Annotated in this window: 21 protein-coding genes; 15 read left to right on the top strand and 6 right to left on the bottom strand. The window is 71.1% G+C overall.

What is annotated here, in order from left to right; all coding sequences use genetic code 11:
* Positions 1–31: 31 nt before the first annotated feature.
* Complete coding sequence (locus tag Pme01_RS16300; protein WP_168114285.1) at positions 32–1,174, bottom strand: FAD-dependent monooxygenase; 1,143 nt, start codon at positions 1,172–1,174, stop codon at positions 32–34.
* 7 nt (positions 1,175–1,181) lie between these two features.
* Positions 1,182–1,808: an alpha-ketoglutarate-dependent dioxygenase AlkB gene (locus tag Pme01_RS16295; protein ID WP_168114286.1), complete on the bottom strand. Its 627-nt coding sequence runs from the start codon at positions 1,806–1,808 to the stop codon at positions 1,182–1,184.
* Between the two features lie 87 nt (positions 1,809–1,895).
* On the opposite strand from Pme01_RS16295, the gene Pme01_RS16290 reads away from it, so the two are divergent.
* Together Pme01_RS16290 and Pme01_RS16285 are read left to right on the top strand one after the other, a co-directional pair.
* Positions 1,896–2,264 carry an ArsR/SmtB family transcription factor gene (locus Pme01_RS16290; protein WP_168114287.1) on the top strand — a complete coding sequence of 123 codons (369 nt, stop codon included), beginning with the start codon at positions 1,896–1,898 and terminating at the stop codon, positions 2,262–2,264.
* 3 nt (positions 2,265–2,267) lie between these two features.
* Entirely contained in the window at positions 2,268–2,756 is a 489-nt protein-coding gene (locus Pme01_RS16285; protein ID WP_168114288.1) for an SRPBCC family protein, read from the top strand.
* 7 nt (positions 2,757–2,763) lie between these two features.
* On the opposite strand, the gene Pme01_RS16280 is transcribed toward Pme01_RS16285, so the two are convergent.
* Positions 2,764–3,507 (bottom strand): GntR family transcriptional regulator, encoded by a 744-nt coding sequence (locus Pme01_RS16280; protein ID WP_275408534.1) that lies wholly within the window; start codon positions 3,505–3,507, stop codon positions 2,764–2,766.
* Between the two features lie 294 nt (positions 3,508–3,801).
* On the opposite strand from Pme01_RS16280, the gene iolC reads away from it, so the two are divergent.
* Genes iolC through Pme01_RS16230 form a run of 10 tightly spaced genes read left to right on the top strand, consistent with a single transcriptional unit; the run spans position 3,802 to position 14,751 of the window.
* Positions 3,802–4,731, top strand: a complete 930-nt coding sequence (gene iolC, locus Pme01_RS16275; RefSeq protein WP_239088267.1) for a 5-dehydro-2-deoxygluconokinase — start codon at positions 3,802–3,804, stop codon at positions 4,729–4,731.
* On the top strand, positions 4,728–5,606 hold the full coding sequence (locus Pme01_RS16270; protein WP_168114290.1) for a Cgl0159 family (beta/alpha)8-fold protein: 879 nt from the start codon (positions 4,728–4,730) through the stop codon (positions 5,604–5,606). Before iolC ends, Pme01_RS16270 begins: the two co-directional genes overlap by 4 nt.
* A gap of 15 nt (positions 5,607–5,621) precedes the next feature.
* Positions 5,622–6,500 (top strand): 5-deoxy-glucuronate isomerase, encoded by an 879-nt coding sequence (iolB, locus tag Pme01_RS16265; protein ID WP_168114291.1) that lies wholly within the window; start codon positions 5,622–5,624, stop codon positions 6,498–6,500.
* The gene (gene iolD, locus Pme01_RS16260) at positions 6,497–8,368 is read left to right on the top strand and encodes a 3D-(3,5/4)-trihydroxycyclohexane-1,2-dione acylhydrolase (decyclizing) (protein ID WP_168114292.1); all 1,872 of its coding nucleotides are present in this window, start codon (positions 6,497–6,499) and stop codon (positions 8,366–8,368) included. Before iolB ends, iolD begins: the two co-directional genes overlap by 4 nt.
* Positions 8,369–8,379: 11 nt before the next feature.
* Complete coding sequence (locus tag Pme01_RS16255; protein ID WP_168114293.1) at positions 8,380–9,891, top strand: CoA-acylating methylmalonate-semialdehyde dehydrogenase; 1,512 nt, start codon at positions 8,380–8,382, stop codon at positions 9,889–9,891.
* A 28-nt stretch (positions 9,892–9,919) separates the two neighbouring features.
* The gene (locus Pme01_RS16250) at positions 9,920–10,837 is read left to right on the top strand and encodes a sugar phosphate isomerase/epimerase family protein (RefSeq protein WP_168114294.1); all 918 of its coding nucleotides are present in this window, start codon (positions 9,920–9,922) and stop codon (positions 10,835–10,837) included.
* Positions 10,838–10,856: 19 nt separating this feature from the next.
* On the top strand, positions 10,857–11,858 hold the full coding sequence (locus Pme01_RS16245) for a sugar ABC transporter substrate-binding protein (protein WP_168114295.1): 1,002 nt from the start codon (positions 10,857–10,859) through the stop codon (positions 11,856–11,858).
* A 2-nt stretch (positions 11,859–11,860) separates the two neighbouring features.
* Positions 11,861–12,913: an ABC transporter permease gene (locus Pme01_RS16240; protein WP_168114296.1), complete on the top strand. Its 1,053-nt coding sequence runs from the start codon at positions 11,861–11,863 to the stop codon at positions 12,911–12,913.
* An 8-nt stretch (positions 12,914–12,921) separates the two neighbouring features.
* Positions 12,922–13,725: an ATP-binding cassette domain-containing protein gene (locus Pme01_RS16235; protein WP_239088266.1), complete on the top strand. Its 804-nt coding sequence runs from the start codon at positions 12,922–12,924 to the stop codon at positions 13,723–13,725.
* A gap of 15 nt (positions 13,726–13,740) precedes the next feature.
* Positions 13,741–14,751 carry a Gfo/Idh/MocA family oxidoreductase gene (locus Pme01_RS16230; RefSeq protein WP_168114298.1) on the top strand — a complete coding sequence of 337 codons (1,011 nt, stop codon included), beginning with the start codon at positions 13,741–13,743 and terminating at the stop codon, positions 14,749–14,751.
* Between the two features lie 8 nt (positions 14,752–14,759).
* Here the strand turns inward: Pme01_RS16230 and Pme01_RS16225 are convergent, their stop codons facing one another.
* The gene (locus Pme01_RS16225) at positions 14,760–15,548 is read right to left on the bottom strand and encodes an SAM-dependent methyltransferase (protein WP_168114299.1); all 789 of its coding nucleotides are present in this window, start codon (positions 15,546–15,548) and stop codon (positions 14,760–14,762) included.
* Positions 15,549–15,590: 42 nt separating this feature from the next.
* Complete coding sequence (locus Pme01_RS31525) at positions 15,591–15,716, bottom strand: hypothetical protein (RefSeq protein WP_275408533.1); 126 nt, start codon at positions 15,714–15,716, stop codon at positions 15,591–15,593.
* Positions 15,717–15,745: 29 nt separating this feature from the next.
* On the opposite strand from Pme01_RS31525, the gene Pme01_RS16220 reads away from it, so the two are divergent.
* A complete protein-coding gene (locus Pme01_RS16220; protein WP_168114300.1) occupies positions 15,746–16,858 on the top strand; it encodes an amidohydrolase family protein in 1,113 nt (370 codons plus the stop codon).
* A gap of 468 nt (positions 16,859–17,326) precedes the next feature.
* Here Pme01_RS16220 and Pme01_RS16215 read toward each other — a convergent pair whose 3' ends face one another.
* Entirely contained in the window at positions 17,327–18,268 is a 942-nt protein-coding gene (locus Pme01_RS16215) for an aldo/keto reductase (protein WP_168114301.1), read from the bottom strand.
* A gap of 384 nt (positions 18,269–18,652) precedes the next feature.
* Here Pme01_RS16215 and Pme01_RS16210 point away from each other — a divergent pair, with 384 nt between their 5' ends.
* Both Pme01_RS16210 and Pme01_RS16205 read left to right on the top strand, forming a co-directional pair.
* A complete protein-coding gene (locus Pme01_RS16210; protein WP_239088265.1) occupies positions 18,653–19,537 on the top strand; it encodes a S1 family peptidase in 885 nt (294 codons plus the stop codon).
* 222 nt (positions 19,538–19,759) lie between these two features.
* The gene (locus Pme01_RS16205) at positions 19,760–21,655 is read left to right on the top strand and encodes a discoidin domain-containing protein (protein WP_168114302.1); all 1,896 of its coding nucleotides are present in this window, start codon (positions 19,760–19,762) and stop codon (positions 21,653–21,655) included.
* Positions 21,656–21,657 lie beyond the last annotated feature (2 nt).

The raw sequence follows: 21,657 nt of genomic DNA, 5'->3' as shown, positions 1-21,657 counted from the left end.
AACTAGTGAAACGCTTGCTATGGATCGGTCATCACCGACCGTGGAGCGTCTCCGCCGGCCTGACCGGGGTGTCCCAGTCGATGCGGTACTCGGCCGGGCCGGCGGCGGGTTCGCGGCGGCGTCGGTCCCTTCCGGACGGCGTCGCGTCGTCGGTCTGCCGCGCGCTGGCCGCCACGAGCCGTTCGGTGCGTTCGCGCCGCAGCCGCTCGTACGCCCGGAACGCCGACTCCACCTCGGGCAGGTCGCGCAGGCACTTGGCGAGCACGACGCTGTCCTCCAGGGCCATGGACGCTCCCTGGCCGGCGGCGGGTGACGCGGCGTGCGCGGCGTCGCCCACCAGCACCATCGACGCGCGGTGCCATCGTGGCGTGGCCGGGATGTCGTAGCCGTTGCCGCCGACCACGTCGTCGCCGGCGGTCCGGACGATCTCCGCGGCCGGCGTGTCGTCGTCGGCAAGGCACTCGATCGCCTGCTGCTTCCACTGATCCGGCGTGCGTTCGGTATCGGTCAGCTCGGCACCCGGGAGGCGGGCAAACCACCATGTCTGTCCATCGGGGACGGTGGTGTACCCGAAGAACGCCTGCTTGCCGAAGATCATGTGGTACGCGCCGGGCTCCGTTCTGGCCGGACCATCGCAGGGGCTGTACCCGTACACGATGTGTACCCCGGTGTAACGCGGCCGGGGCGCGCCGGGGTCGATGACGGACCTGATCGCCGAGTGCAGGCCGTCGGCGCCGATGAGCAGGTCGCCCTCGGCATGGCTGCCGTCGGCGAAGGAGGCGACGACGCCGCCACCGGGCGCCGGCCGCGCGCCGACCAGTTTCTTGCCATGTTCGAGGCGACCGCCCCGCGCGGTGACCTCGTCGTGCAGCAGCCGGTACAGGGTGGCGCGCCTCAGGGTGCGCCCGTCGACGTCCTGGTGTCCCAGGTGACTGCCACTGTCGTTGAAGAGTTCGACGCCGGTGGCGGCGTACGAGCCGGCGCGGACGAGTTCGTCCGCGTCGATGGCGCGCAGCGCGTCCATGCCGTTGTCCATGATGGTCAGGAACGCACCGACGTCGTCCGCCCCGGTCGGGTACGCCTCGTAGACGGCCGCGTCGAGGCCGGCCTTGCGGAGCGCGATCGCCGTCGCCGCCCCGGCGATGCCGCCACCGATGATCAGAGCCCGCATCAACCGGACGCTACCGCACCCCGCGCGGACGGAACTGGATGCTGATCCGTGGGCCGACCGTTCGCGCAGTCTTGGGGATCGCGTGCTCCCAGGTGCGCTGGCACGAGCCGCCCATGACGATCAGGTCACCGTGGCCCAGCGCGTACCGCAGGGTCTCGCCGCCGCCCCGGGGGCGCAGCAGCAGCGGACGGGCCGCGCCGACCGACACGATGGCGACCATGGTGTCCTCGGTACTGCCGCGGCCGATCGTGTCGCCGTGCCAGGCCACGCTGTCCCGGCCGTCGCGGTAGTAGCACAGGCCGGCGGTGCGGAACGGCTCGCCGAGCTCGGCGGCGTAGTGGGCGGTCAGCGCCGCCCGTGCCTCGTCCAGGACCGGATGGGGCAGCCGCTCGCCCTCGCCGTAGAAGCTCAGCAGCCGGGGCACGTCGACCTCGCGGTCGTACATCTGCCGTCGCTCGGCGTGCCACGGCACGTCGGCGTCGAGCCGCTCGAACAGTGTGTCGGCGCCGGTCAGCCAGCCGGGGAGGACGTCGATCCACGCGCCGCGGCGCAGCGTCGTGCGCCCGATCGCGGTGAGCGGCCCGAGGCCGACCGTCTCGACCGTGTCGAACAGGGAGCCCTGTAGTTCGACCGTCATGCGGGCCAGGATAGCGGATCTTCGAACAGATGTCTGATTATCCGCACGTCTTGCGATCGGGGATCGCCGGCACTAATGTACAACCACATGGTTGTAGGTTTGCTGGGTGGGGCGGACGCCGACCGCGTCTTCCACGCGCTCGCGGACGCCACCCGCCGCGACATCCTGACCCGGGTGATCCGCGAGGAGCAGTCCGTGTCCGCCCTCGCACGGCACTACCCGATGAGCCTCACCGCGGTGCAGAAGCACGTTTCGGTGCTGGAGCGGGCCGCGCTCGTCACCAAGGAGAGGCGGGGGAGGGAGCAGGTCGTGCACATCGACGTGACCGTGCTCAGCCGGGCGGCCCGCCTGCTCGACGCGTACGAGCAACTGTGGCGGCACCGTGCCCGGAGCATCGAGCAGATCCTGGCCGAGGGCCGAGAGTCAGACCGAGAACCGGACCGAGAAGGGGAATGAGCCATGACCGTGGTCAGCTCGCAGAAGGACGTACAGGCGTTGACGTTCACCCTCGTCGCCGAGTTCGACGCCGGCGTCGAACGCGTGTGGCAGGTGTGGGAGGACCCGCGCCAGCTCGAGCGGTGGTGGGGGCCGCCCACGTGGCCGGCCACCTTCGACCGGCACGACTTCGTGGTCGGCGGCGGGTCCCGCTACCACATGACCGGCCCCGAGGGTGAGAAGGCGCGTGGCTGGTGGACCATCACCGCGATCGAGGCGCCGCGCCGGCTGGAGTTCGACGACGGCTTCTCCGGCGAGGACGGCGAACCCCTCACGACCATGGAGCCCATGCGCATGGTTGTCACGCTCGAGGCCACCGGCGGCGGGACGCGCATGACGACCGTGACCACGTTCGCCGACACCGAGCAGATGGAGCGGGTGCTGGCGATGGGCATGGAGGAGGGCCTGCGCCTGGCGATGGGCCAGATCGACGGCGTGCTCGCCGACGCCTGACGCTGAGTCAGCGAGCGACCAGGGTCAGCTCGAACGAGTACCGCGACGCCCGGTACAGGTGGTTGCCGTGCTCGACCGCCCGGTTGGCGTGGTCGTACGCGGTGCGCAGCATCGTCAGCAGCGGTGCGCCGCGCGCCTCGTGCAGCAGCCGCGCCTCGCCCGCCGTGGCCTTGCGGGCGCTGATCGTCTGGTCGGCCACCCGCAACTGCACGCCCGACTCGCGGAGCAGCCGGTACAGGCCCCGCTCGGCGAGCTTGTCGGCGGTCAGGTCGGCGACGCCGACCGGCAGGTAGTTGCGCATCAGGGCGAGCGGCTCGTCGCCGGCGTACCGGAGTCGTTCGAGCGCGACGACCTCGGTACCCGGCGGCAGCCGCAGCGCCACCGCGACGTCGTCGGGCGGGGCGACCCGGCCGAAGGACAGCAGTTCGGTACGGGGCTGGCGGCGGGCCCGGACGAGGTCGTCGTACAGGCTGCTCAGCTCGACCCGGCGGCGCAGCCGGGCGTGTACGACCTGGGTGCCCACACCCCGCTTGCGTACCAGCAGGCCCTTGTCGACCAGGTGCTGGATCGCCTGGCGCATCGTCGGGCGGGACAGCCCGAGCCGGTCGGCGAGCGCGATCTCGTTCGCCAGCCGGGCACCCGGCGGCAGCTCGCCGGACTCGATCAACTCCTCCAGCCGCTGCGCCACCTGGAAGTACAGCGGCACCGGGCTGGACCGGTCGATCGGGATCGACGGGGTCACGCGGTCCACGACACCTCCTCGCTCAGCAGGCGGATGCCGATCGTCGGGTCTTCCACAGTGGACCACCGCCGTCCCGGCCGGTCGTGCCGATGCGGCGACGGTAACAGCATTGAGCAGCTTCGTCATTACGTCAGGACAAACCATTGACACCCCGGTCACCGGACGGTTACATCCCTCTATACGCCGTGTCGACGTGACGCAGCCACGACCCACCTCTCACGCCCGCGGGCATCCGCCGCCGGCGTAACCGGAGCACGTCCGGGAAGAGCCCCACCACGCAGCGGCTGGAGAGGAGCGATGACGGTGTCGTTCGAGGTTCTGACGATGGGGCGGGTCGGCGTCGACATCTACCCGCTCCAGGTCGGCGTCGGCCTCTGCGACGTCGAGACGTTCGGCAAGTACCTCGGCGGGAGCGCCACCAACGTCGCGGTCGCGGCGGCGCGGCACGGCCGCCGGGCCGCCGTCATCACGCGTACCGGGGACGACCCGTTCGGTCGCTTCGTGCACCGGGCGCTGCTCGGGTACGGCGTCGACGACCGCTTCGTCACCCCGGTCGCCGGCCTGCCCACGCCGGTCACCTTCTGCGAGATCTTCCCGCCCGACGACTTCCCGCTGTACTTCTACCGCTTCCCCAAGGCGCCCGACCTCGAGATCGGCCCGGACGAACTGGACCTCGACGCCATCCGGTCGGCCGGCGTGTTCTGGGTGACCGGGACCGGCCTGTCCGCCGAGCCCAGCCGCTCGGCGACGCTCGCGGCGTTGCACGCCCGCGGCCGGCGCGGGCCGACCGTGCTCGACCTGGACTACCGGCCGATGTTCTGGCCCTCACGGGAGGAGGCGCGGCGCTGGGTACGCGAGGCCCTCGCCCACGTGACCGTCGCGGTCGGCAACCTCGACGAGTGCGAGACGGCGGTCGCCGAGCGCGACCCGTCTGCTGCCGCCAAGGCGCTGCGCGACCTGGGGGTCGACCTCGCCGTCGTCAAGCAGGGGCCGCGCGGGGTCCTGGCCGTCGACGGTACCGGCGCCGTCGAGGTACCGCCGGTACCGGTCGACGTGGTCAACGGGCTCGGAGCCGGCGACGCCTTCGGCGGCGCGCTCTGCCACGGCCTGCTGGCCGGCTGGCCCCCGGCGCGCGTCATGCGCTTCGCCAACGCCGCGGGCGCGATCGTCGCCTCCCGGCTGGCCTGCTCGGACGCGATGCCGACCACCGCCGAGGTGGAGGAGTTGCTGTGAGCTTCGCCGACCGGCTCGCCGACCTGGTCGAGACCCGGGTACACCGGCCGCACGCCATCGCGGAGGCGGCGGCCCGGCGGGTACGTCGACCGGCGGTCCCCGGCACGCGCGGGCGACTGCTGCTGGTGGCCGCCGACCATCCGGCCCGCGGCGCGCTGCGCGCCGGCGACCGGCCGCTGGCCATGGCCGACCGCGCCGACCTGCTCGAACGGCTGTGCGTGGCGCTGTCGCGCCCCGGCGTCGACGGGGTGCTCGGCACCGCCGACATCCTGGAGGACCTGCTGCTGCTCGGCAGGCTGGAGGGCCGGCTGGCGATCGGCTCGATGAACCGGGGCGGCCTCGCCGGTACGGTCTTCGAGATCGACGACCGGTTCACCGGCCTCGACGCGGCCGCCATCGCCGCGATGCGCTTCGACGGCGGCAAGATGCTGCTGCGGGTCGACCCCGCCGACCCGGCCACCGCGTCCACTCTGGAGTCCTGCGGCCGCGCGGTCAGCGCACTCGCCGAGCGCCGGCTGGTGGCGATGGTCGAGCCGTTCATCTCGTACCGGGTCGACGGGAGGGTCCACAACGATCTCGCCCCGGAGGCGATGATCCGCGCGATCACGGTCTCGTCCGGCCTCGGTACCACCTCCGCGTACACCTGGCTCAAGGTCCCCGTCGTCGCGGACATGGAGCGGGTGATGGCCGCCGCGACGCTGCCCGCCCTGCTGCTCGGCGGCGAGGTGCCGGCCGACCCGGAGGCCGCCTTCGAGTCCTGGCGCAAGGCGCTCCAACTGCCCACCGTCAAGGGCCTGGTGGTGGGGCGCTCCCTGCTGTACCCGCCCGACGACGACGTCGCGAGCGCCGTCGACACCGCGGTCGGTCTGCTGTAACGGGAGGGATGCCGGATGACCAAGCTCCACCTGACGGCGGGCAGCACCGCGGAGGGCCCGTACCCGCTGGTGATCACGCCCGAGTCGGCCGGCTGGAACTACTCCGGGCTGCGCGTGCTGGGCCTGCCCCCGGGCGGCTCGCAGGAGCTGCGTACCGGCGAGGACGAGGTGATCGTGCTGCCGCTGGCCGGCTCGTGCGTCGTCACCTGCGAGGGGCAACGGTTCGAGGGGCAACGGTTCGAGGGGCAACGGTTCGAGCTGGCCGGCAGAGGGAGCGTGTTCGACGGCCCGACCGATCTCGTGTACGCGCCGCGGGACGCGACCGTCACGGTGAGCAGCGACAAGGGCGGCCGGTTCGCGTTCCCTGCCGCGCGGGCCCGGCGGCGGCTCGAACCCCGGTACGTGCCGGCCGGCGAGATCCCGGTCGAGCTGCGCGGCGCCGGTGTGTGCTCGCGCGAGGTGCGCAACTTCGGTACGCCCGAGGCGCTCGACGCCGACCGGCTGATCGCCTGCGAGGTGGTCACCCCGGCGGGCAACTGGTCGTCGTACCCGCCGCACAAGCACGACACCGACCGCCCCGGCGAGTCGGTCCTGGAGGAGATCTACTACTACGAGATCGCCGGCGACAACGGGATCGCCTACCAGCGGGTGTACGGGACCACCGACGTCCTCGCGGAGGTGCGCGACGGCGACGCGGTGCTGATCCCGCACGGCTGGCACGGGCCGTCCATGGCGGTCCCCGGCTACGACCTGTACTACCTGAACGTGATGGCCGGACCGGGCGCGGAGCGGGCCTGGCTGATCTGCGACGACCCGGTGCACGCCTGGATCCGCAAGACCTGGGAAGGCCGGCCGGTCGACCCGCGCCTGCCGACCGGGAGGAGGCAAGCATGAGACTGACGGTGGCGCAGGCCCTGGTGAGGTTCCTGGCCGCGCAGTACAGCGAACGCGACGGGGTCCGACACCGGCTGGTCGAGGGCTGCTTCGGCATCTTCGGCCACGGCAACGTCGCCGGCATCGGGCAGGCGCTGCTGGAGGCCGAGCTGTACGAGCCGGGGTCGATGCCGTACCGCCAGGCCCGCAACGAGCAGGGCATGGTGCACGCCGCGGCGGCGTACGCCCGGATGCGCAACCGGCTGTCCACGCTGGCGTGTACCACCTCGATCGGGCCGGGCGCGACCAACATGGTCACCGGCGCCGCCCTCGCAACGATCAACCGGCTGCCGGTCCTGCTGCTGCCCGGCGACGTGTTCGCCACCCGGGTCGCCGACCCCGTCCTCCAGCAACTGGAGGACCCGAGAAGCCAGGACGTGTCGGTCAACGACGTGCTCCGGCCGGTGTCGCGCTACTTCGACCGGGTCTGGCGGCCCGAGCAGCTGCCGAGCGCGCTGTTGGCCGCGATGCGCGTGCTGACCGACCCGGTCGAGACCGGCGCGGTCACCCTGGCGCTGCCGCAGGACGTCCAGGCGGAGGCGTACGACTGGCCGGAGGCACTGTTCGACAGGCGCGTCTGGCACGTGCCGCGACCGGTACCCGAGCCGGCCGCGCTGGCCCGAGCGGTCGACGCCATCCGGTCGGCCCGCCGGCCGCTGATCGTCGCCGGCGGCGGCGTCGGCTACTCGGAGGCCACCGACGCGCTGCGCTCCTTCGTGGACGCCACCGGCATCCCGGTCGCCGAGACCCAGGCCGGCAAGGGGTCGCTGCGCTACGACCACCCGCTGAGCCTCGGCGCGGTCGGCGCCACCGGTACCTCCGCCGCCAACCGGATCGCCCGCGACGCCGACCTGGTGATCGGCATCGGCACCCGGTACAGCGACTTCACCACCGCGTCGCGCAGCGCGTTCGCCCACCCCGGGGTGCGGTTCGTGAACGTGAACGTGGCCGCCGGAGACGCGGCCAAGCAGGCCGGCATCGCCCTCGTCGCGGACGCCCGGGAGGCGTTGACCGCCCTCACGACGGCGCTGCGCGGCTGGGAGGCCGACCCGGGCCTGCGGGCGGAGGCCGGACGGCTGGCCGCCGAGTGGGACGACACGGTCGAGCGGGCCTACCGGCTCGGCCACCGGCCGCTGCCGGCCCAGTCGGAGGTGATCGGGGCGGTCAACGAGGCGTCCGGGCCGCGGGACGTCGTGCTCTGCGCGGCCGGCTCGATGCCCGGCGACCTGCACAAGCTGTGGCGTACCCGCGACCCCAAGGGCTACCACGTCGAGTACGGCTACTCGTGCATGGGGTACGAGATCGCCGGCGGCCTCGGCGCGAAGCTGGCGTGCCCGGATCGGGACGTGTACGTCCTCGTCGGCGACGGCTCGTATCTGATGATGGCCCAGGAACTGGTCACCGCCGTCCAGGAGCGGGTGAAGCTGATCGTGGTGCTGGTGCAGAACCACGGCTTCGCCTCGATCGGCGAACTCTCCGACAGCCTCGGCTCGCAGCGCTTCGGCACCCGGTACCGCTTCCGCGACCCCGGATCCGGCCGGCTCGACGGCGACGTGCTGCCGGTCGACCTCGCCGCCAACGCCGAGAGCCTGGGGGTACGGGTCCTGCGCGCCGGCACCGTCGACGACCTGCGCGCCGCCCTCGAAGCGGCCAAGCGGCACGACGGCGGTCCGGTGCTCGTCCACGTGGAGACCGACCCGCTGGTACCCGCGCCGGGCAGCGAGTCCTGGTGGGATGTGCCGGTCGCGGAGGTGTCGCGGCTGGAATCGACCGCCCAGGCCCGCAAGCTGTACCAGACCAAAAAGGCCAACCAGCGGCTTCACCTGTAGGGGGCAGTTCGGTGCGCACCATCAACCACTGGATCGGCGGCAAGGCGGTCGGCGGCACAGCGACGGCCGGCCGGACGGAGCGGTACGGCCCGGTGTGGAACCCGGCGACCGGCGCCCAGCAGGCCGAGGTCGCCCTCGCCGGCCCCGAGGACGTCGAGGAGGCGGTACGCGCGGCCACGGTGGCGTTCGCCGACTGGTCGCAGTCCTCGCTGTCGGCGCGGACCAAGGTTCTCTTCGCGTTCCGCGAACTGGTCAACGCCCACGCCGACGAGCTCGCCGGGATCATCTCCGACGAGCACGGCAAGGTCGTCTCCGACGCCCGCGGCGAGGTGCAGCGCGGCCTGGAGGTGGTGGAGTTCGCCTGCGGCATCCCGCACCTGCTCAAGGGCGACTACTCCGACCAGGTCTCCGGCGGGGTCGACATGTACTCGTTCCGGCAGCCGCTGGGCGTGGTCGCCGGCATCACCCCGTTCAACTTCCCGGCGATGGTGCCGATGTGGATGCACCCGGTGGCGATCGCCTGCGGCAACGCGTTCGTGCTCAAGCCCAGCGAGCGCGACCCGTCCGCGTCGATGCTGGTGGCCGAGCTGTGGGCGAGGGCGGGGCTGCCCGACGGCGTGTTCAACGTGGTGCACGGCGACAAGGTGGCGGTGGACGCGCTGCTCGACCATCCGGGCGTGGCGGCGGTGTCGTTCGTCGGCTCCACCCCGATCGCCCGGTACATCCACCAGCGCGCCTCCGCGACCGGCAAGCGGGTGCAGGCCCTGGGTGGGGCGAAGAACCACGCGATCGTGCTGCCCGACGCCGACCTGGACTTCGCCGCCGACCACCTCGTCGCGGCCGCGTTCGGCTCGGCCGGCGAGCGGTGCATGGCGGTCTCGGCCACCGTCGCGGTCGGCGCGGCCGCGGACGACCTGATGGCCGTGCTCACCGACAAGGCGTCGAGGGTACGGGTGGGGCCCGGCCGGAACCCGGACAGCGAGATGGGCCCGATCGTGACCGCGCAGGCCCGGGACCGGATCGTCGGCCTCATCGACGCGGGTGTCCGGCAGGGGGCCCGGCCCGCCGTCGACGGGCGGGGGCTCGTCGTACCCGGCCACTCCGGCGGCTTCTTCGTCGGCCCCACCGTTCTCGACCGGGTCACCCCGCACATGGACGTCTACCGCGAGGAGATCTTCGGGCCGGTGCTGTCGGTGCTGCGCGCGGACACCGTCGACGACGCGATCAGCCTGGTCAACGCGAACCCGTACGGCAACGGGACGGCCATCTTCACGGGCAGCGGCGAGGCGGCGCGACGGTTCCAGCGCGGGGTCGACGTCGGCATGATCGGGATCAACGTCCCGATCCCGGTACCGATGGCCTACTACTCCTTCGGCGGCTGGAAGGACTCGCTCTTCGGCGACAGGCACGTCCACGGTGCCGACGGTGTCGCCTTCTACACCCGGGGGAAGGTGGTCACCGCCCGGTGGCCGCACGTCGACCACGCAGCGGGGGCCAGCTACCACTTTCCAACAGCCTCATAGCCCAACGGTCGTGTAGGGGAGGGACGTCATGACGCTGTCGCAGCTCACGCTCGGCACCGCACCGGACTCGTGGGGGGTCTGGCACGCCTGCGACCCGGTACAGCTGCCCTGGCGCCGGTTCCTCGACGAGGTCGCCGTCGCCGGGTACACCTGGATCGAGCTGGGCCCGTACGGCTACCTGCCCACCGACGCCGGGCAGCTGCGCGACGAGCTCGACACCCGCGGGCTCCGCGCGTCAGGCCAGGCCGAGTTCGCCGCCCTGCACCGGCCCGACGCGTACGACGACGCCCTCGCGCGCTTCCGCCGCGTCGCCGAGCTGGTCACGGCCGCCGGCGCCCGGCACGTCGTGTACCTGCCCGCGCTGTACCGCGATGACATCAGCGGCCAGCGGCTGGAGCCGTACGAGCTGTCGACCGAAGCCTGGAAGAACCTGGTCACCGGAGCGAGCCGGCTCGGGCGTGTGCTCGCCGACGAGTACGGGGTGGCGCTCGTGTTCCACCCGCACGCCGACACCCACGTCGACACCCAGGAGCGGGTCGAGCGGTTCCTCGACGACACCGACCCGGAGACCGTCTCGGTCTGCCTCGACGTCGGGCACATCGCGTACTGCGGCGGCGACAACCTCGCGCTGATCCGGAAGTACCCCGAACGGATCGGGTACGTCCACCTCAAGCAGGCCGCCCCCGCGATCGTGGCGCAGGTAGAGGCCGAAGGGTTGTCGTTCGCCGAGGCGGTGCGGCGCGGCGGGATGGTCGAACCACCCGCCGGAATCCCGGAGATGCCGCCCGTCCTCGCGGCGCTCGCCGCGCTCGACCGGGACCTGTTCGCGATCGTCGAGCAGGACCTGTACCCGTGCGCGCCCGACGCACCGCTGCCGATCGCCATGCGTACCCGGCAGTACTTCAACCAGTGCGGGCTGCGCCCCGACCCCCGGCAGCAGTCCTGACGACGAAAGGAACCCCCACATGTCCGGTCATCGGCGGACGGCCGCCCTCGTGCTCGCCTCCGCGCTCGCCCTGGCGGCGGCGGCCTGCAGCAGCACGGGCGGCAAGCAGGAGGAGAACGGCGGCGCGGCGGCGAACGCCGGCAAGGCCAACACCCCCCGGGTCAAGATCGCGATGGTGACCCACGAGGCGCCCGGCGACACGTTCTGGAGCCTGGTGCGCAAGGGCGCCGAGGCGGCCGCAGCCAAGGACAACGTCCAGCTCGTCTACACCAACGACCCGCAGGCGGCACAGCAGTCCACGCTGGTGCAGAACGCGGTCGACCAGAAGGTCGCCGGCATCGCGGTGACACTGTCCAAACCGGACGCGCTCAAGGGGGCGGTCCAGAACGCCGTCGCCGCCGGGATCCCGGTGGTCGCCCTGAACGCGGGGCAGCAACAGTGGAAGGACGTCGGCGCCATGGAGTTCTTCGGCCAGGACGAGAGCGTCGCCGGCGAGGCCGCCGGCCGGCGGCTGGCCACCGAGGGTGCCAAGAAGGTCCTCTGCGTCATCCACGAGCAGGGCAGCGTGGCGCTCGAAGCCCGGTGCGCGGGCGTGGCCAAGGGCCTGGCCGGCGCCGGTACGGTCGAGAACGTCACGGTGACCGGCACGGACATGCCCTCGGTGAAGCAGACGCTGACGGCCAAGCTCCAGCAGGACCGCGGCATCGACCGGGTCATCGGGCTGGGCGCCCCGTTCGCGCTGACCGCCGTGCAGGCGGCCAAGGACACCGGCAGCACCGCCAAGGTGGCCACCTTCGACACCAACCGGGACCTGGTCAACGCCATCAGGTCCGGCGACGTGCAGTGGGCCATCGACCAGCAGCCGTACCTGCAGGGGTACCTGGCCGTCGACGCGCTCTGGCTGTACCTGAACAACGGCAACACCATCGGTGGCGGGCAGACCGTGCTGACCGGCCCGGCCTTCGTGGACAAAAAGAACGTCGACGCGATCGCCACGTATGCGAACAACGGTACGCGGTAGACATGAGCCAGACTCTCGAACGCCCGCCCGAGGCCGCCGTACCGAAGCGGCCCGCGCGGCCGTCGCTGCTGTACCGCGCGTTCGTCCGGCCGGAGACCGGTTCGCTCGTCGGCGCGATCGCCATCCTGATCTTCTTCGCCGCCGTCGCCCCGCCGTTCCGGCAGCTCACGTCGGCGGCGACGGTGCTCTACGCCAGCTCCACCATCGGGATCATGGCCATCGCTGTGGCGCTGTTGATGATCGGCGGCGAGTTCGACCTCTCGGCCGGCGTCTCCGTCGTCACCGCGGCCCTCACCGCGTCGATGCTCAGCTACGAGCTGTCGCTCAACCTCTGGGTCGGTACGCTCGTCGCGCTCGTGGTCGCTCTGGCGATCGGGTGGGTCAACGGCTACCTGGTGGTCCGCACGGGGATCCCGAGCTTCCTGGTCACGCTGGGCACGTTCCTGATGCTCCAGGGGCTCAACCTCGCCGTGACCAAGATGATCACCGGCACGGTCGCCACCAGGAACATCTCCGACATGGACGGCTACGACTCGCTGCGGGCCGTCTTCGCCTCCCAGTTCACGATCGGGGGCGTCGCGATCCGGGTCACGGTACTGTGGTGGCTGCTGTTCGTCGCCGTGTCGAGCTACGTGCTGCTCAGGACCAGGATCGGGAACTGGATCCTCGCCGTCGGCGGCAATGCGGACAGTGCCCGCGCCGTCGGCGTACCGGTCAACAAGGTCAAAGTCGGGCTGTTCGTGACCGTCGGCTTCCTGGCCTGGTTCACCGGCATGCACCTGCTGTACTCGTTCAACACCGTCCAGTCGGGTGAGGGGGTCGGCAACGAGTTCCGGTACATCATCGCGGCCGTCATCGGCGGTGCCCTGCTGACCGGCGGGTACGGGTCGACCATCGGCTCGGCGATCGGGGCGTTCATCTTCGGCATGACGACGCAGGGCATCGTCTACGCCGGCTGGGACCCCGACTGGTTCAAGTTCTTCCTCGGCATCATGCTGCTGCTGGCCACGGTGACGAACCTGTGGGTGCGGCGGCTCGCGACCCGGAGAGGGTGATGGCGGCGATGGTCGATATGGCGGTCGACGCGGGCGTGCCGCTGGTCGAGATGGTCGACGTCGGCAAGTCGTACGGCGTCATCCAGGCGCTGCGGGGCGTCTCGCTGCGGGTCAACGCCGGCGAGGTCACCTGCGTGCTGGGGGACAACGGCGCCGGCAAGAGCACCCTCATCAAGATCATGTCAGGGCTGCACCAGCAGAGCGAGGGGGCGCTGCGGGTCGACGGCGAGGAGGTCCGGTTCGGCTCGCCCCGGGAGGCGCTCGACCGGGGGATCGCCACCGTGTACCAGGACCTGGCCGTCGTCCCGCTGATGGAGGTGTGGCGCAACTTCTTCCTCGGCTCCGAGGTACGCAAGCGGCTCTGGCCGTTCAACCCGCTCGACGCCGAGGGCATGCGTCGGACCGCCCGGGCCGAGCTGTCCAAGATGGGCATCGAGCTCGACGACGTCAACCAGCCGATCGGCACGCTCTCGGGCGGCCAGCGCCAGTGCGTCGCGATCGCCCGCGCCGTCTACTTCGGCGCGCGGGTGCTCATCCTCGACGAGCCGACCGCGGCCCTCGGCGTCAAGCAGTCCGGGGTGGTGCTCAGGTACATCGCCCGGGCCCGCGACGCCGGCCTCGGCGTCGTCCTCATCACCCACAACCCGCACCACGCGTACCTGGTCGGTGACCACTTCGTGGTGCTCAAGCGGGGGCAGATGAGCCTGGACGGCAAGCGCGACGAGATCACTCTCGACGAGCTGACCCAGCAGATGGCCGGCGGCGACGAGCTTGAGGCGCTCACCTCCGAGCTTCGCCGCGCGCAGGTGTAGGAGGGGGGATCGGCAGTGGTACTGAACGTGGGGGTCATCGGTACCGGCAACATCGGCAGTGACCACGTCCGGCGGCTGGCCACCCAGGTGTCCGGCGCCCGCGTCGCTGCTCTGTTCGATGTGGACGGTGAGCGGGCCGGCGCGGTCGCGGACCGCGTCGGTGCCCGCGTCCACAGCCAGGCGGCCGACGTCATCGAGGACATCCAGGTCGACGCGGTCGTGATCGCCTCGCCCGGCGACACCCACGCCGACCTGGTCCTGGCCTGCGTGGCGGCGGACAAGCCGGTGCTGTGCGAGAAGCCCCTCGCCACCACGGTCGAGTCCGCGCTGAAGGTACTGGAGGCCGAGGTCGCGCACGGGCGCCGGCTGACCCGGGTGGGCTTCATGCGCCGCCACGACCCCGGGTACCGGGCGGTCAAGGTCGCCGTCGACGACGGGTCGGTGGGGGAGCCGCTGCTGATGCACTGCGTGCACCGCAACGCGTCGGTACCGGCCGGCTTCACCAGCGACATGTCGCTGACCGACTCGGTCATCCACGAGATCGACGCCGCCCGGTGGCTGCTCGGCGACGAGATCGTCGCGGCCACCGTGGTGGCGGTCCGGCCCAGCCCGCTCGCCACGAACGGCATGCGTGACCCGCAACTGGTCCTGCTCGAGACCGCCGGCGGTGCCGTGGTCGACGTCGAGGTGTTCCTGCACTGCCAGTACGGGTACGACGTGCGCTGCGAGGTCGTCGGCGCGAACGGCACGGTCAGCCTGGACACCCCGACGACCGGTGCGCTGACCAGGAGCGGCCGGCGTGAGCAGGCCGTACCCGAGGACTGGCGGGTCCGGTTCGCGCCCGCCTACCTCGACGAACTCCAGCAGTGGGTGGACGGGGTCGCCTCGGGCAACGGCGGCGGGGGAGGGTCCTCCGCCTGGGACGGGTACGCCGCTACCGCCGTCGCCCAGGCCTGCGTGGCGTCGCTGTCCAGTGGCGCCCGTACCGCCGTCGGGCTGGTCGACCGGCCCACCCTGTACGCCTGACGAAGGCGCTATCGCAGGTCGGCGACGACGATCATCCGCTTGTGGTCGGCGGTCAGCGGCCGCCCGTCCTCGCCGTACCCGCTCACCGTGGCGAAGCCGGCGGCGAGCAGCCAGTCCCGTAGCTCGGGGAAGCCGAACAGCCGCTTGACGAAGGTCAGCGTCCGGGTCCGGCCGTCGCGGACGACCGTCCGCTCCGCCTCGAACCGGCCAGTCAGCGCGTCGAGGTGGTACCGGTCGACGAGCATGTCGCCGTCGTCGCGGGCAGCCACCACCCGTGAGGGACAGTACGAGGCGAGAAACGCCGTCAGGTTGTCCAGGTCCATGGCCAGCCGGCCCCCCGGTCGCAGGGCGCGCACGATCCCGTCCAGGACGGCCCGGTTGGTGGCGTCGTCGAAGTACCCGAACGCCGTGGACCAGTTGACCACCCGGTCGAAGCGATCCGTCCACGGTATCCGGCGCATGTCGCCGGCCACGTACTCGACGCTGACTCCGGCGGCGGCCGCGTCGGCGCGGGCCCGGTCCAGGAAGACCGTCGACGAGTCGAGGCCGGTGACCCGGCAGCCGCGGGCGGCCAGCCGGTTGGCCAGGTCCCCGTGCCCGCAGGCCAGGTCCAGCACCCTCATGCCGGCTCGCAGGTCCAGCAACCGCCAGGTCAACTCCGCGACGGCCTCGCCAGGGGAGTCAGCGCCGGGGAGGACGGGCCCGTGCGCCGCGAACTCGCTCGCGCCCCGGGGCGCGGCGAAGAAGTGGAGGTAGTCGTCGTCGTACATGGCCGCGGCGTCGAACAGGCCGGTCATGCGGGCGAAGAGTAGGGATTGCCGTCACCGACGGCAATGGCATTAACCCGGCTCGCGCTGCGAGGGTTTGACCATGCTCAGCCAGTGGGCCGCCTCGTCGGCCGCCAGGATCCGGTCCACGCTCAGGCTCGGGCGAAGGTATGTCGCGTCCTCCCGACGGCTGTTCATCGGCGCGGAAAGTGGGCATCTGCGGACCCATGAAGACTGCACTGCGCAACGTCCGCGTGTTCGACGGCAGGCAACTCCTCTCACCCGGCACGGTGGTGCTCGACGGCGACCGCATCGGATCCGACACCTCGGGCGCCACGATGGTCGTCGACGGCGCGGGGGCGGTGCTCCTGCCCGGGCTGACCGACGCCCACCTGCACCTCGACGGGCGGTCCGCGCTCGAACGTCTGGTGCGCTACGGGGTGACCACCGCCCTGGACATGGCCAACGCCCCGCCGGAGTTCGTCGACTCGATGCGCGGGGTCCGGGGCCTACCCGACATCCGCAGCGCCGGCACGGCTGCGCTCGCCCCGGGTAGCGTCCACTCGCACATCCCGGAGATCGGCGAGCGCGGCCTGATCCGTACCGCCGGCGAAGCGGAGCGGTTCGTGACCGAACGGTTCGCCGAGGGCTCCGACTTCCTGAAGATCCTGATCGATCTGCCCGGGCCCAGCCCCGACCGGGCCACCATCGATGCGCTCGTCGCCACCGCGCACGGGCTCGGGCGGCTCGTCGTGGCGCACGCCCTCTCGTACGAGGCCGCCGAGGTGGCGCAAGCGGCCGGGGTCGACGCGCTCACCCACACGCCGCTGGACCGGCAGCTGGACCGCACCGCGGCGGACCGGATGGCGGCCGCGGGCCGGATACTGATCCCCACGCTGGTCATGATGGAGGCGTTGACGGCGCCGTCGACGCCCCCGGAGATGCTGGCGGAGTGGGCGATGCCCGGCGCAAGCTACGACAGCGCGCGGGCGAGCGTCGCCGCGGCGTACCGCGCCGGTGTGCCGGTCCTGGCCGGCACCGACACCAACACGGACGCTGAGGCGGCGGGGACCTTCACCTTCGGCGACAGCCTGCACCACGAGTTGGAACTGCTCGTCGACGCCGGCCTCAGCACCATCGACGCACTGCGCGCCGCGACGGTGCTGCCCGCCGAACACTTCGGCCTCACCGACCGCGGCGTCGTCGCGCCCGGCCGGCGGGCCGACCTGGTGCTCGTCGACGGCGACCCGCTGCACGACATCCGCGCCGTGCGGTCGATCAGCCGCGTCTGGTGCGATGGCATCGAGCACACCCCGGCCCGCCTGGCCAAGCAGTCGTAGTGCGGCGCTTGCGGTCCAAACGTTGAGTCTCTGACGGGTACGGCGAGAATATTTCTGCTACAGCTCACTACTGGACCGGGTGCCGATGAAGGCGAGCAGTTCCGGATCGTTCGACGTCAACCGGTGAACCTCCTCCCCGCCGTCGCACGTCATCAAAGCGATCGAAATTCCTGACGGGGCCTGCCCCACCACTCTCCACATGGCACCGGATTCCTGCCACCGACGCACGATCTCGACTGGTGTCTCCGGCCGGCCCGTACTTCCGGCAGGGGACGGTTCATCATGCTTCGAGCCGTTGCTCACCTGTCCATAGTGCGCGACCGCGACCGCTCGACGGTATGAACGGTCAGGTCCAGCCCCCTCTGGTTCGGGTGGTGGGCCGGAGCCTGGTGTCCTCAAGCCATCCGGATCAGGATCGGCGGCCCGGAACAGGGCTACCAGACTCCGGTCCTCACCCCGGACGGACCTCTACCGGGTGTTGTCCAGCCTGGCGCGCTGCTCGTCGCTCAGCCGCAGCGATACCCCGGCGAGCGCCTCGTCCAGCTGCTGTGGCGTGCTGACACCGACGATCGGCGTCACCGCCGGTACGCCACCTGTCAGCCAGGCGAGCACCACCTGGTTGCGGCTGACGCCGATCTCATCCGCGACCTCCGCGAGCACCGCGAGCCGGCGTGCCGTGCCGGGATGCTCGTAGGTATCCGGCAGGGGCCGATCGGCCCGCGTGTACCCGCCGTTGAGCAGCGTTCCGTATGCCCACAGCGACAGCTGCTCCACCTCGACGTAGTCGAGGGTCTCGTCGGTTGCCACACCGAAGCGGTGATTGGGATCCCTACGGATGCCTGGCCTGGCCGACACGTACGTGTGGTGCAGCTGCAGCGCCGTGTACGCGGTCCAGCCGTTGGCCCGGGCGATCTGCCGCGCCTGCTCCACCCGCCACACCGGGTGGTTCGATGCGCCCAGTCGGGCAACCACGCCCTCCTCGACCAGTTCGGCCAGCGCGCCGACGGTCTCCTCCAGCGGGACGGACCGATCTTCCATATGCGACCAGTACAGGTCGATGCGGTCGGTATTCAGCCGCTCCAGGCTGGCACGCGACTGCGCCTTGACGACCGCCGCCGACAGGCCTTCCCGGTGTCGGGGCCACTGCCCGGCCACGGTCGGCTCCGCGCCGACCTTGGTGCTGAGCAACACCCGGTCCCGCATTCCGGGCCGAGCCGCAAGCCAGGAGCCGATGACCCGCTCGCTCGCGCCGCCCCATCCGCTCGGACCCTCCCAGAAGCAGTAGCAGTTCGCGGTATCGATCATCGTGCCGCCAGCGTCGACGAACCTGTCCAGCAGGGCAAACGAGGTTCGCTCGTCCTGCCGGGTGCCGAAGAACATGGCACCCAGTACGAGGTTTGCCCGATCCATGTCCACACTCCCTTCGCGCCCGGCCATGCACCGGCCGCTCTCACAGCAGGCTGGCATCTGGAGCGCGCACCAGGTCAAGCACGGCGATGTGTGCCCGGCCGGGCAAGCGACGGTCACCAGTTGGACGGTCGGAGCGTGACGGCGGCCGATGCGGCCACCACCCCACTCCGGACCCTCGCCGCACCGCCGTCGACCCGCTCAAACATTGCCGTACATATCGAGATCTACTGATAATTCGGACCACCACATCGCGACCTGCCGGTCCGTGACCCGGGCCGCCGCAGATGGTGCCACGGTCGCGGCCATCCCCGCCCCACTCGGGTACCGGTGGCCATCGCCCCTGGTCGGTCGCTAGCCGTCCGTGCGACATGTCTGGAGCCGTTGATGCATCTTCGAACCACCCTCCGCCGCGGCACGCTGGTCCTGCTCGGCGTGACCATGGCCCTCGGATCGACCATGGGCGTCGGGTTGGCCACCGCCGCGCCCGCCGCTGCCAGCCCGGCCGCACCGGCTCGAACCAACGTCGCCGTGGCGGCCGACCTCACCGCCACCATCCAGCTGAACAACTGCTCCGCCTCGCTGGTGCGCTTCCCCGGGTCCGCCGACACCGACCGGGCCATGATGCTGACCAACGGCCACTGCTACGAGGGTGGCATGCCCGGCGCCGGCGTCGTGCTGACGAATCGGGCCAGCAGCCGCAGCGGCTCGCTGCTGAACGCCTCCGGCACCGCCGTCGCCACCGTCGGGGCGGACCGGCTGCTCTACGCCACCATGACCGGCACCGACGTGGCGCTGTACCGGCTGACTCGGACCTTCGCGTCGATCAGGTCGGCCACCGGCATCTCCGCGAAGACCATCTCCGCCAGCCACCCGTCCAACGGCACCGCCATGTTCGTCCCGTCCGGGTACTGGAAGCAGGTCTGGCAGTGCTCGATCAACGGGTTCGTGCCCACCCTGCGGGAGTCCAGTTGGACCTGGCGCGACTCGATCCGGTACAACACCGGCTGCACCACGACCCACGGGACGTCCGGTTCCCCGATCATCAGTACCGCCACCGGCCAGGTCATCGGCATCAACAACACCGGTAACGACAACGGTGAGATGTGCACGCTGAACAACCCGTGCGAGGTCGCCCCGAACGGCAGCACCACCGCCACCAAGGGGCAGAGCTACGGCCAGCAGACGTACTGGTTCACCACCTGCCTGACCGCCTCCAACACGATCGACCTGAACGTGCCGGGCTGCATGCTGACCAAGCCGGGCAGCTGACCGTCCGATCTCTGCTGTGACGATGTCAGCCCGCGCGGCAGGGCGGGCTGACATCGCGCGCAGGCTGACATCGTGGATGGTCGATGCGTTGACTCGGCGGCGAAAGACATCCTATCTTTGTGTCGTCTCCATGGAACGTCAGCGACGATGTCACTGGTCGTACCACCAGCGACCTGCGCGATGTCAAGGACGAACTCGCCACGCGGCGGGGGAGGTGCACCGATGGCCAGGAACCTGCGATCCGGCAGACGTCGGATCACTCGGCTCGGCGTGTTCACGACGATCCTGGGCATGCTGCTCGCCGCGCTCGGCGCCCCGCCCGCCCGCGCCGAAGTGTTCCACCCGCGCCAGCTCTGGATGCGCGACGCCACCGCCGGCCTGTTCCTGCACTGGGGGCTGCGGACCACCAGGAGCGACCCGGCAGCCCCGCCGTTCACCGACGCCGACTGCGCGGCGTGGGAGGCCGAGGTCACCGGCAGCGGCTGGAGCGCCGGGAAGTGGGTGACCGCCGCCCGGCAACTGCACGCCCAGTACCTCGTGCTCGCGAGCTTCCACAGCCGGCTCGGGTACGCCCGGGCCTGGCCGTCGCAGATCCCCGGTAGCTGCTCGACCAGGCGGGACTTCCTCGGCGAGACGATCGCCGCGGCCAGGGCCAAGGGGCTGAAGGTCATCCTGTACATGACCGACGATCCCCAGTGGTACTGGGAGGGCCTGCGGGAGCGGCCGGTGGATCCCAAGAATCCCGACCCCGGCGACGTCGACAGGCCGAACTGGTTCGACTCGCACGCCTACTCGGCGTACAAGGGCAGGCCCGTCAACCTGACCACCCGGGACGGCTTCGGCGAGTTCAGCTACGACAACTTCTTCGAGGTCATGCGGAACTACCCGGACCTGGCCGGCTTCTGGATCGACAACGACAACAAGTACTGGGAGGACCACGACCTCTACCGGCAGGTCCACCAGCTCCGGCCGCGCATGCTGCTGTCCAACAACAACGAGGACACGCCGGAGATGGACACCGTCAGCAACGAGCAGAAGACGGGCATGACCCCGCCGTACGACTACAACTCGGCGCTGTGGACGTCGATGCCGCGGCTGACCGAGTCCTGCTACAAGCTTCCGGCCAGGGGAGCCTGGTGGTACGACGGCGAGGGGCCCAACCGGGCCGGCGGCGCCGAGGTCGACAAGAAGCTCAACGTCGGCCGGTTCATCTCCAACGTCGGCGCCTCCAGTAAGGCACTCGAAGCCGAGACGTCCACACTGGACGGCAGCTTCCCGCCGAACCAGGCCGAGTTCAACGCCTTCATGAGCACGTACCTGACACCGATCTGGGAATCGGTCCACGGCGTCGAGGGCGGCGGGTATCTGTACGGCGGCCTGCAGCCGGGCGCGTTCAACGACGGCGCCTACGGCTACACCACGATCGGCCGGTACGACCGGGACCGGCACTACATCCACGTCATCGACAAGCCGGCAACCGGGACGGATCTGAAGGTCCGCGACAACGGGTACGTGGTGACGACGGTGCACGACGTGCGTAGCGGCAAGAAGTTCGACTTCAGCCAGCGCGACGGGTTCCTGACCATCAAGGGCATCACCGCCTGGGACCCGTACGACACCGTGTTCAGAGTGCAGACCCACGGCCGTACCGGCATCTACCGTGGTGTCACCGCGACCGCGTCGGTGTCGGCGCCCGGCCACGACGCGTCGGCGCTCGTCGACGGCGACCACACGAAGTACTGGGACAACGCCGCCACCGTGCCTGCGAGTATCACCCTCGACCTCGGCCGGGTACGCAAGGTCGCCTACGTCGCGGTCAACCAGCGCGAGTGGTCGCCCACCCAGCCGCGCACCTCGTTCGGCCATCCCGAGGACTCCGCCCGCATCAAGGACTACACGGTGGAGGTCAGTACCGACGGCGTCACGTGGACGCCCGCCAGGTCCGACACGATGCGTAGCGCCCGCGCGGTGCAGTTCATCGACCTCGACGTGGCCGGCGCCCGGTACGTGCGGCTGACCGTCACCAGCACGTGGGCGGCGGCGACCCTTCCGGAGTACGACAAGAAGCTGCGCATCGACGAGCTGTGGGTCGGTGGGGCGTACCCGAGCCGGGCGTGACG

The sequence above is a fragment of the Planosporangium mesophilum genome, from assembly GCF_016863255.1.
Taxonomy (GTDB): domain Bacteria; phylum Actinomycetota; class Actinomycetes; order Mycobacteriales; family Micromonosporaceae; genus Planosporangium; species Planosporangium mesophilum.
This window is presented reverse-complemented; position numbering and strand designations above follow the sequence as displayed.

Bases quoted from the DNA above. Each gene is read 5' to 3' on its own strand.
- Pme01_RS16240 (WP_168114296.1), top strand. From the start codon at position 11,861: ATGAGCCAGACTCTCGAACGCCCGCCCGAGGCCGCCGTACCGAAGCGG.
- Pme01_RS16295 (WP_168114286.1), bottom strand. From the start codon at position 1,808: ATGACGGTCGAACTACAGGGCTCCCTGTTCGACACGGTCGAGACGGTC.
- Pme01_RS16290 (WP_168114287.1), top strand. From the start codon at position 1,896: ATGGTTGTAGGTTTGCTGGGTGGGGCGGACGCCGACCGCGTCTTCCAC.
- Pme01_RS16250 (WP_168114294.1), top strand. From the start codon at position 9,920: ATGACGCTGTCGCAGCTCACGCTCGGCACCGCACCGGACTCGTGGGGG.
- Pme01_RS16245 (WP_168114295.1), top strand. From the start codon at position 10,857: ATGTCCGGTCATCGGCGGACGGCCGCCCTCGTGCTCGCCTCCGCGCTC.
- Pme01_RS16225 (WP_168114299.1), bottom strand. From the start codon at position 15,548: ATGACCGGCCTGTTCGACGCCGCGGCCATGTACGACGACGACTACCTC.
- Pme01_RS16215 (WP_168114301.1), bottom strand. From the start codon at position 18,268: ATGGATCGGGCAAACCTCGTACTGGGTGCCATGTTCTTCGGCACCCGG.
- Pme01_RS16220 (WP_168114300.1), top strand. From the start codon at position 15,746: ATGAAGACTGCACTGCGCAACGTCCGCGTGTTCGACGGCAGGCAACTC.
- Pme01_RS16205 (WP_168114302.1), top strand. From the start codon at position 19,760: ATGGCCAGGAACCTGCGATCCGGCAGACGTCGGATCACTCGGCTCGGC.
- iolD (WP_168114292.1), top strand. From the start codon at position 6,497: ATGAGACTGACGGTGGCGCAGGCCCTGGTGAGGTTCCTGGCCGCGCAG.
- Pme01_RS16285 (WP_168114288.1), top strand. From the start codon at position 2,268: ATGACCGTGGTCAGCTCGCAGAAGGACGTACAGGCGTTGACGTTCACC.
- Pme01_RS16210 (WP_239088265.1), top strand. From the start codon at position 18,653: ATGCATCTTCGAACCACCCTCCGCCGCGGCACGCTGGTCCTGCTCGGC.
- iolB (WP_168114291.1), top strand. From the start codon at position 5,622: ATGACCAAGCTCCACCTGACGGCGGGCAGCACCGCGGAGGGCCCGTAC.
- Pme01_RS16235 (WP_239088266.1), top strand. From the start codon at position 12,922: ATGGTCGATATGGCGGTCGACGCGGGCGTGCCGCTGGTCGAGATGGTC.
- Pme01_RS31525 (WP_275408533.1), bottom strand. From the start codon at position 15,716: ATGAACAGCCGTCGGGAGGACGCGACATACCTTCGCCCGAGCCTGAGC.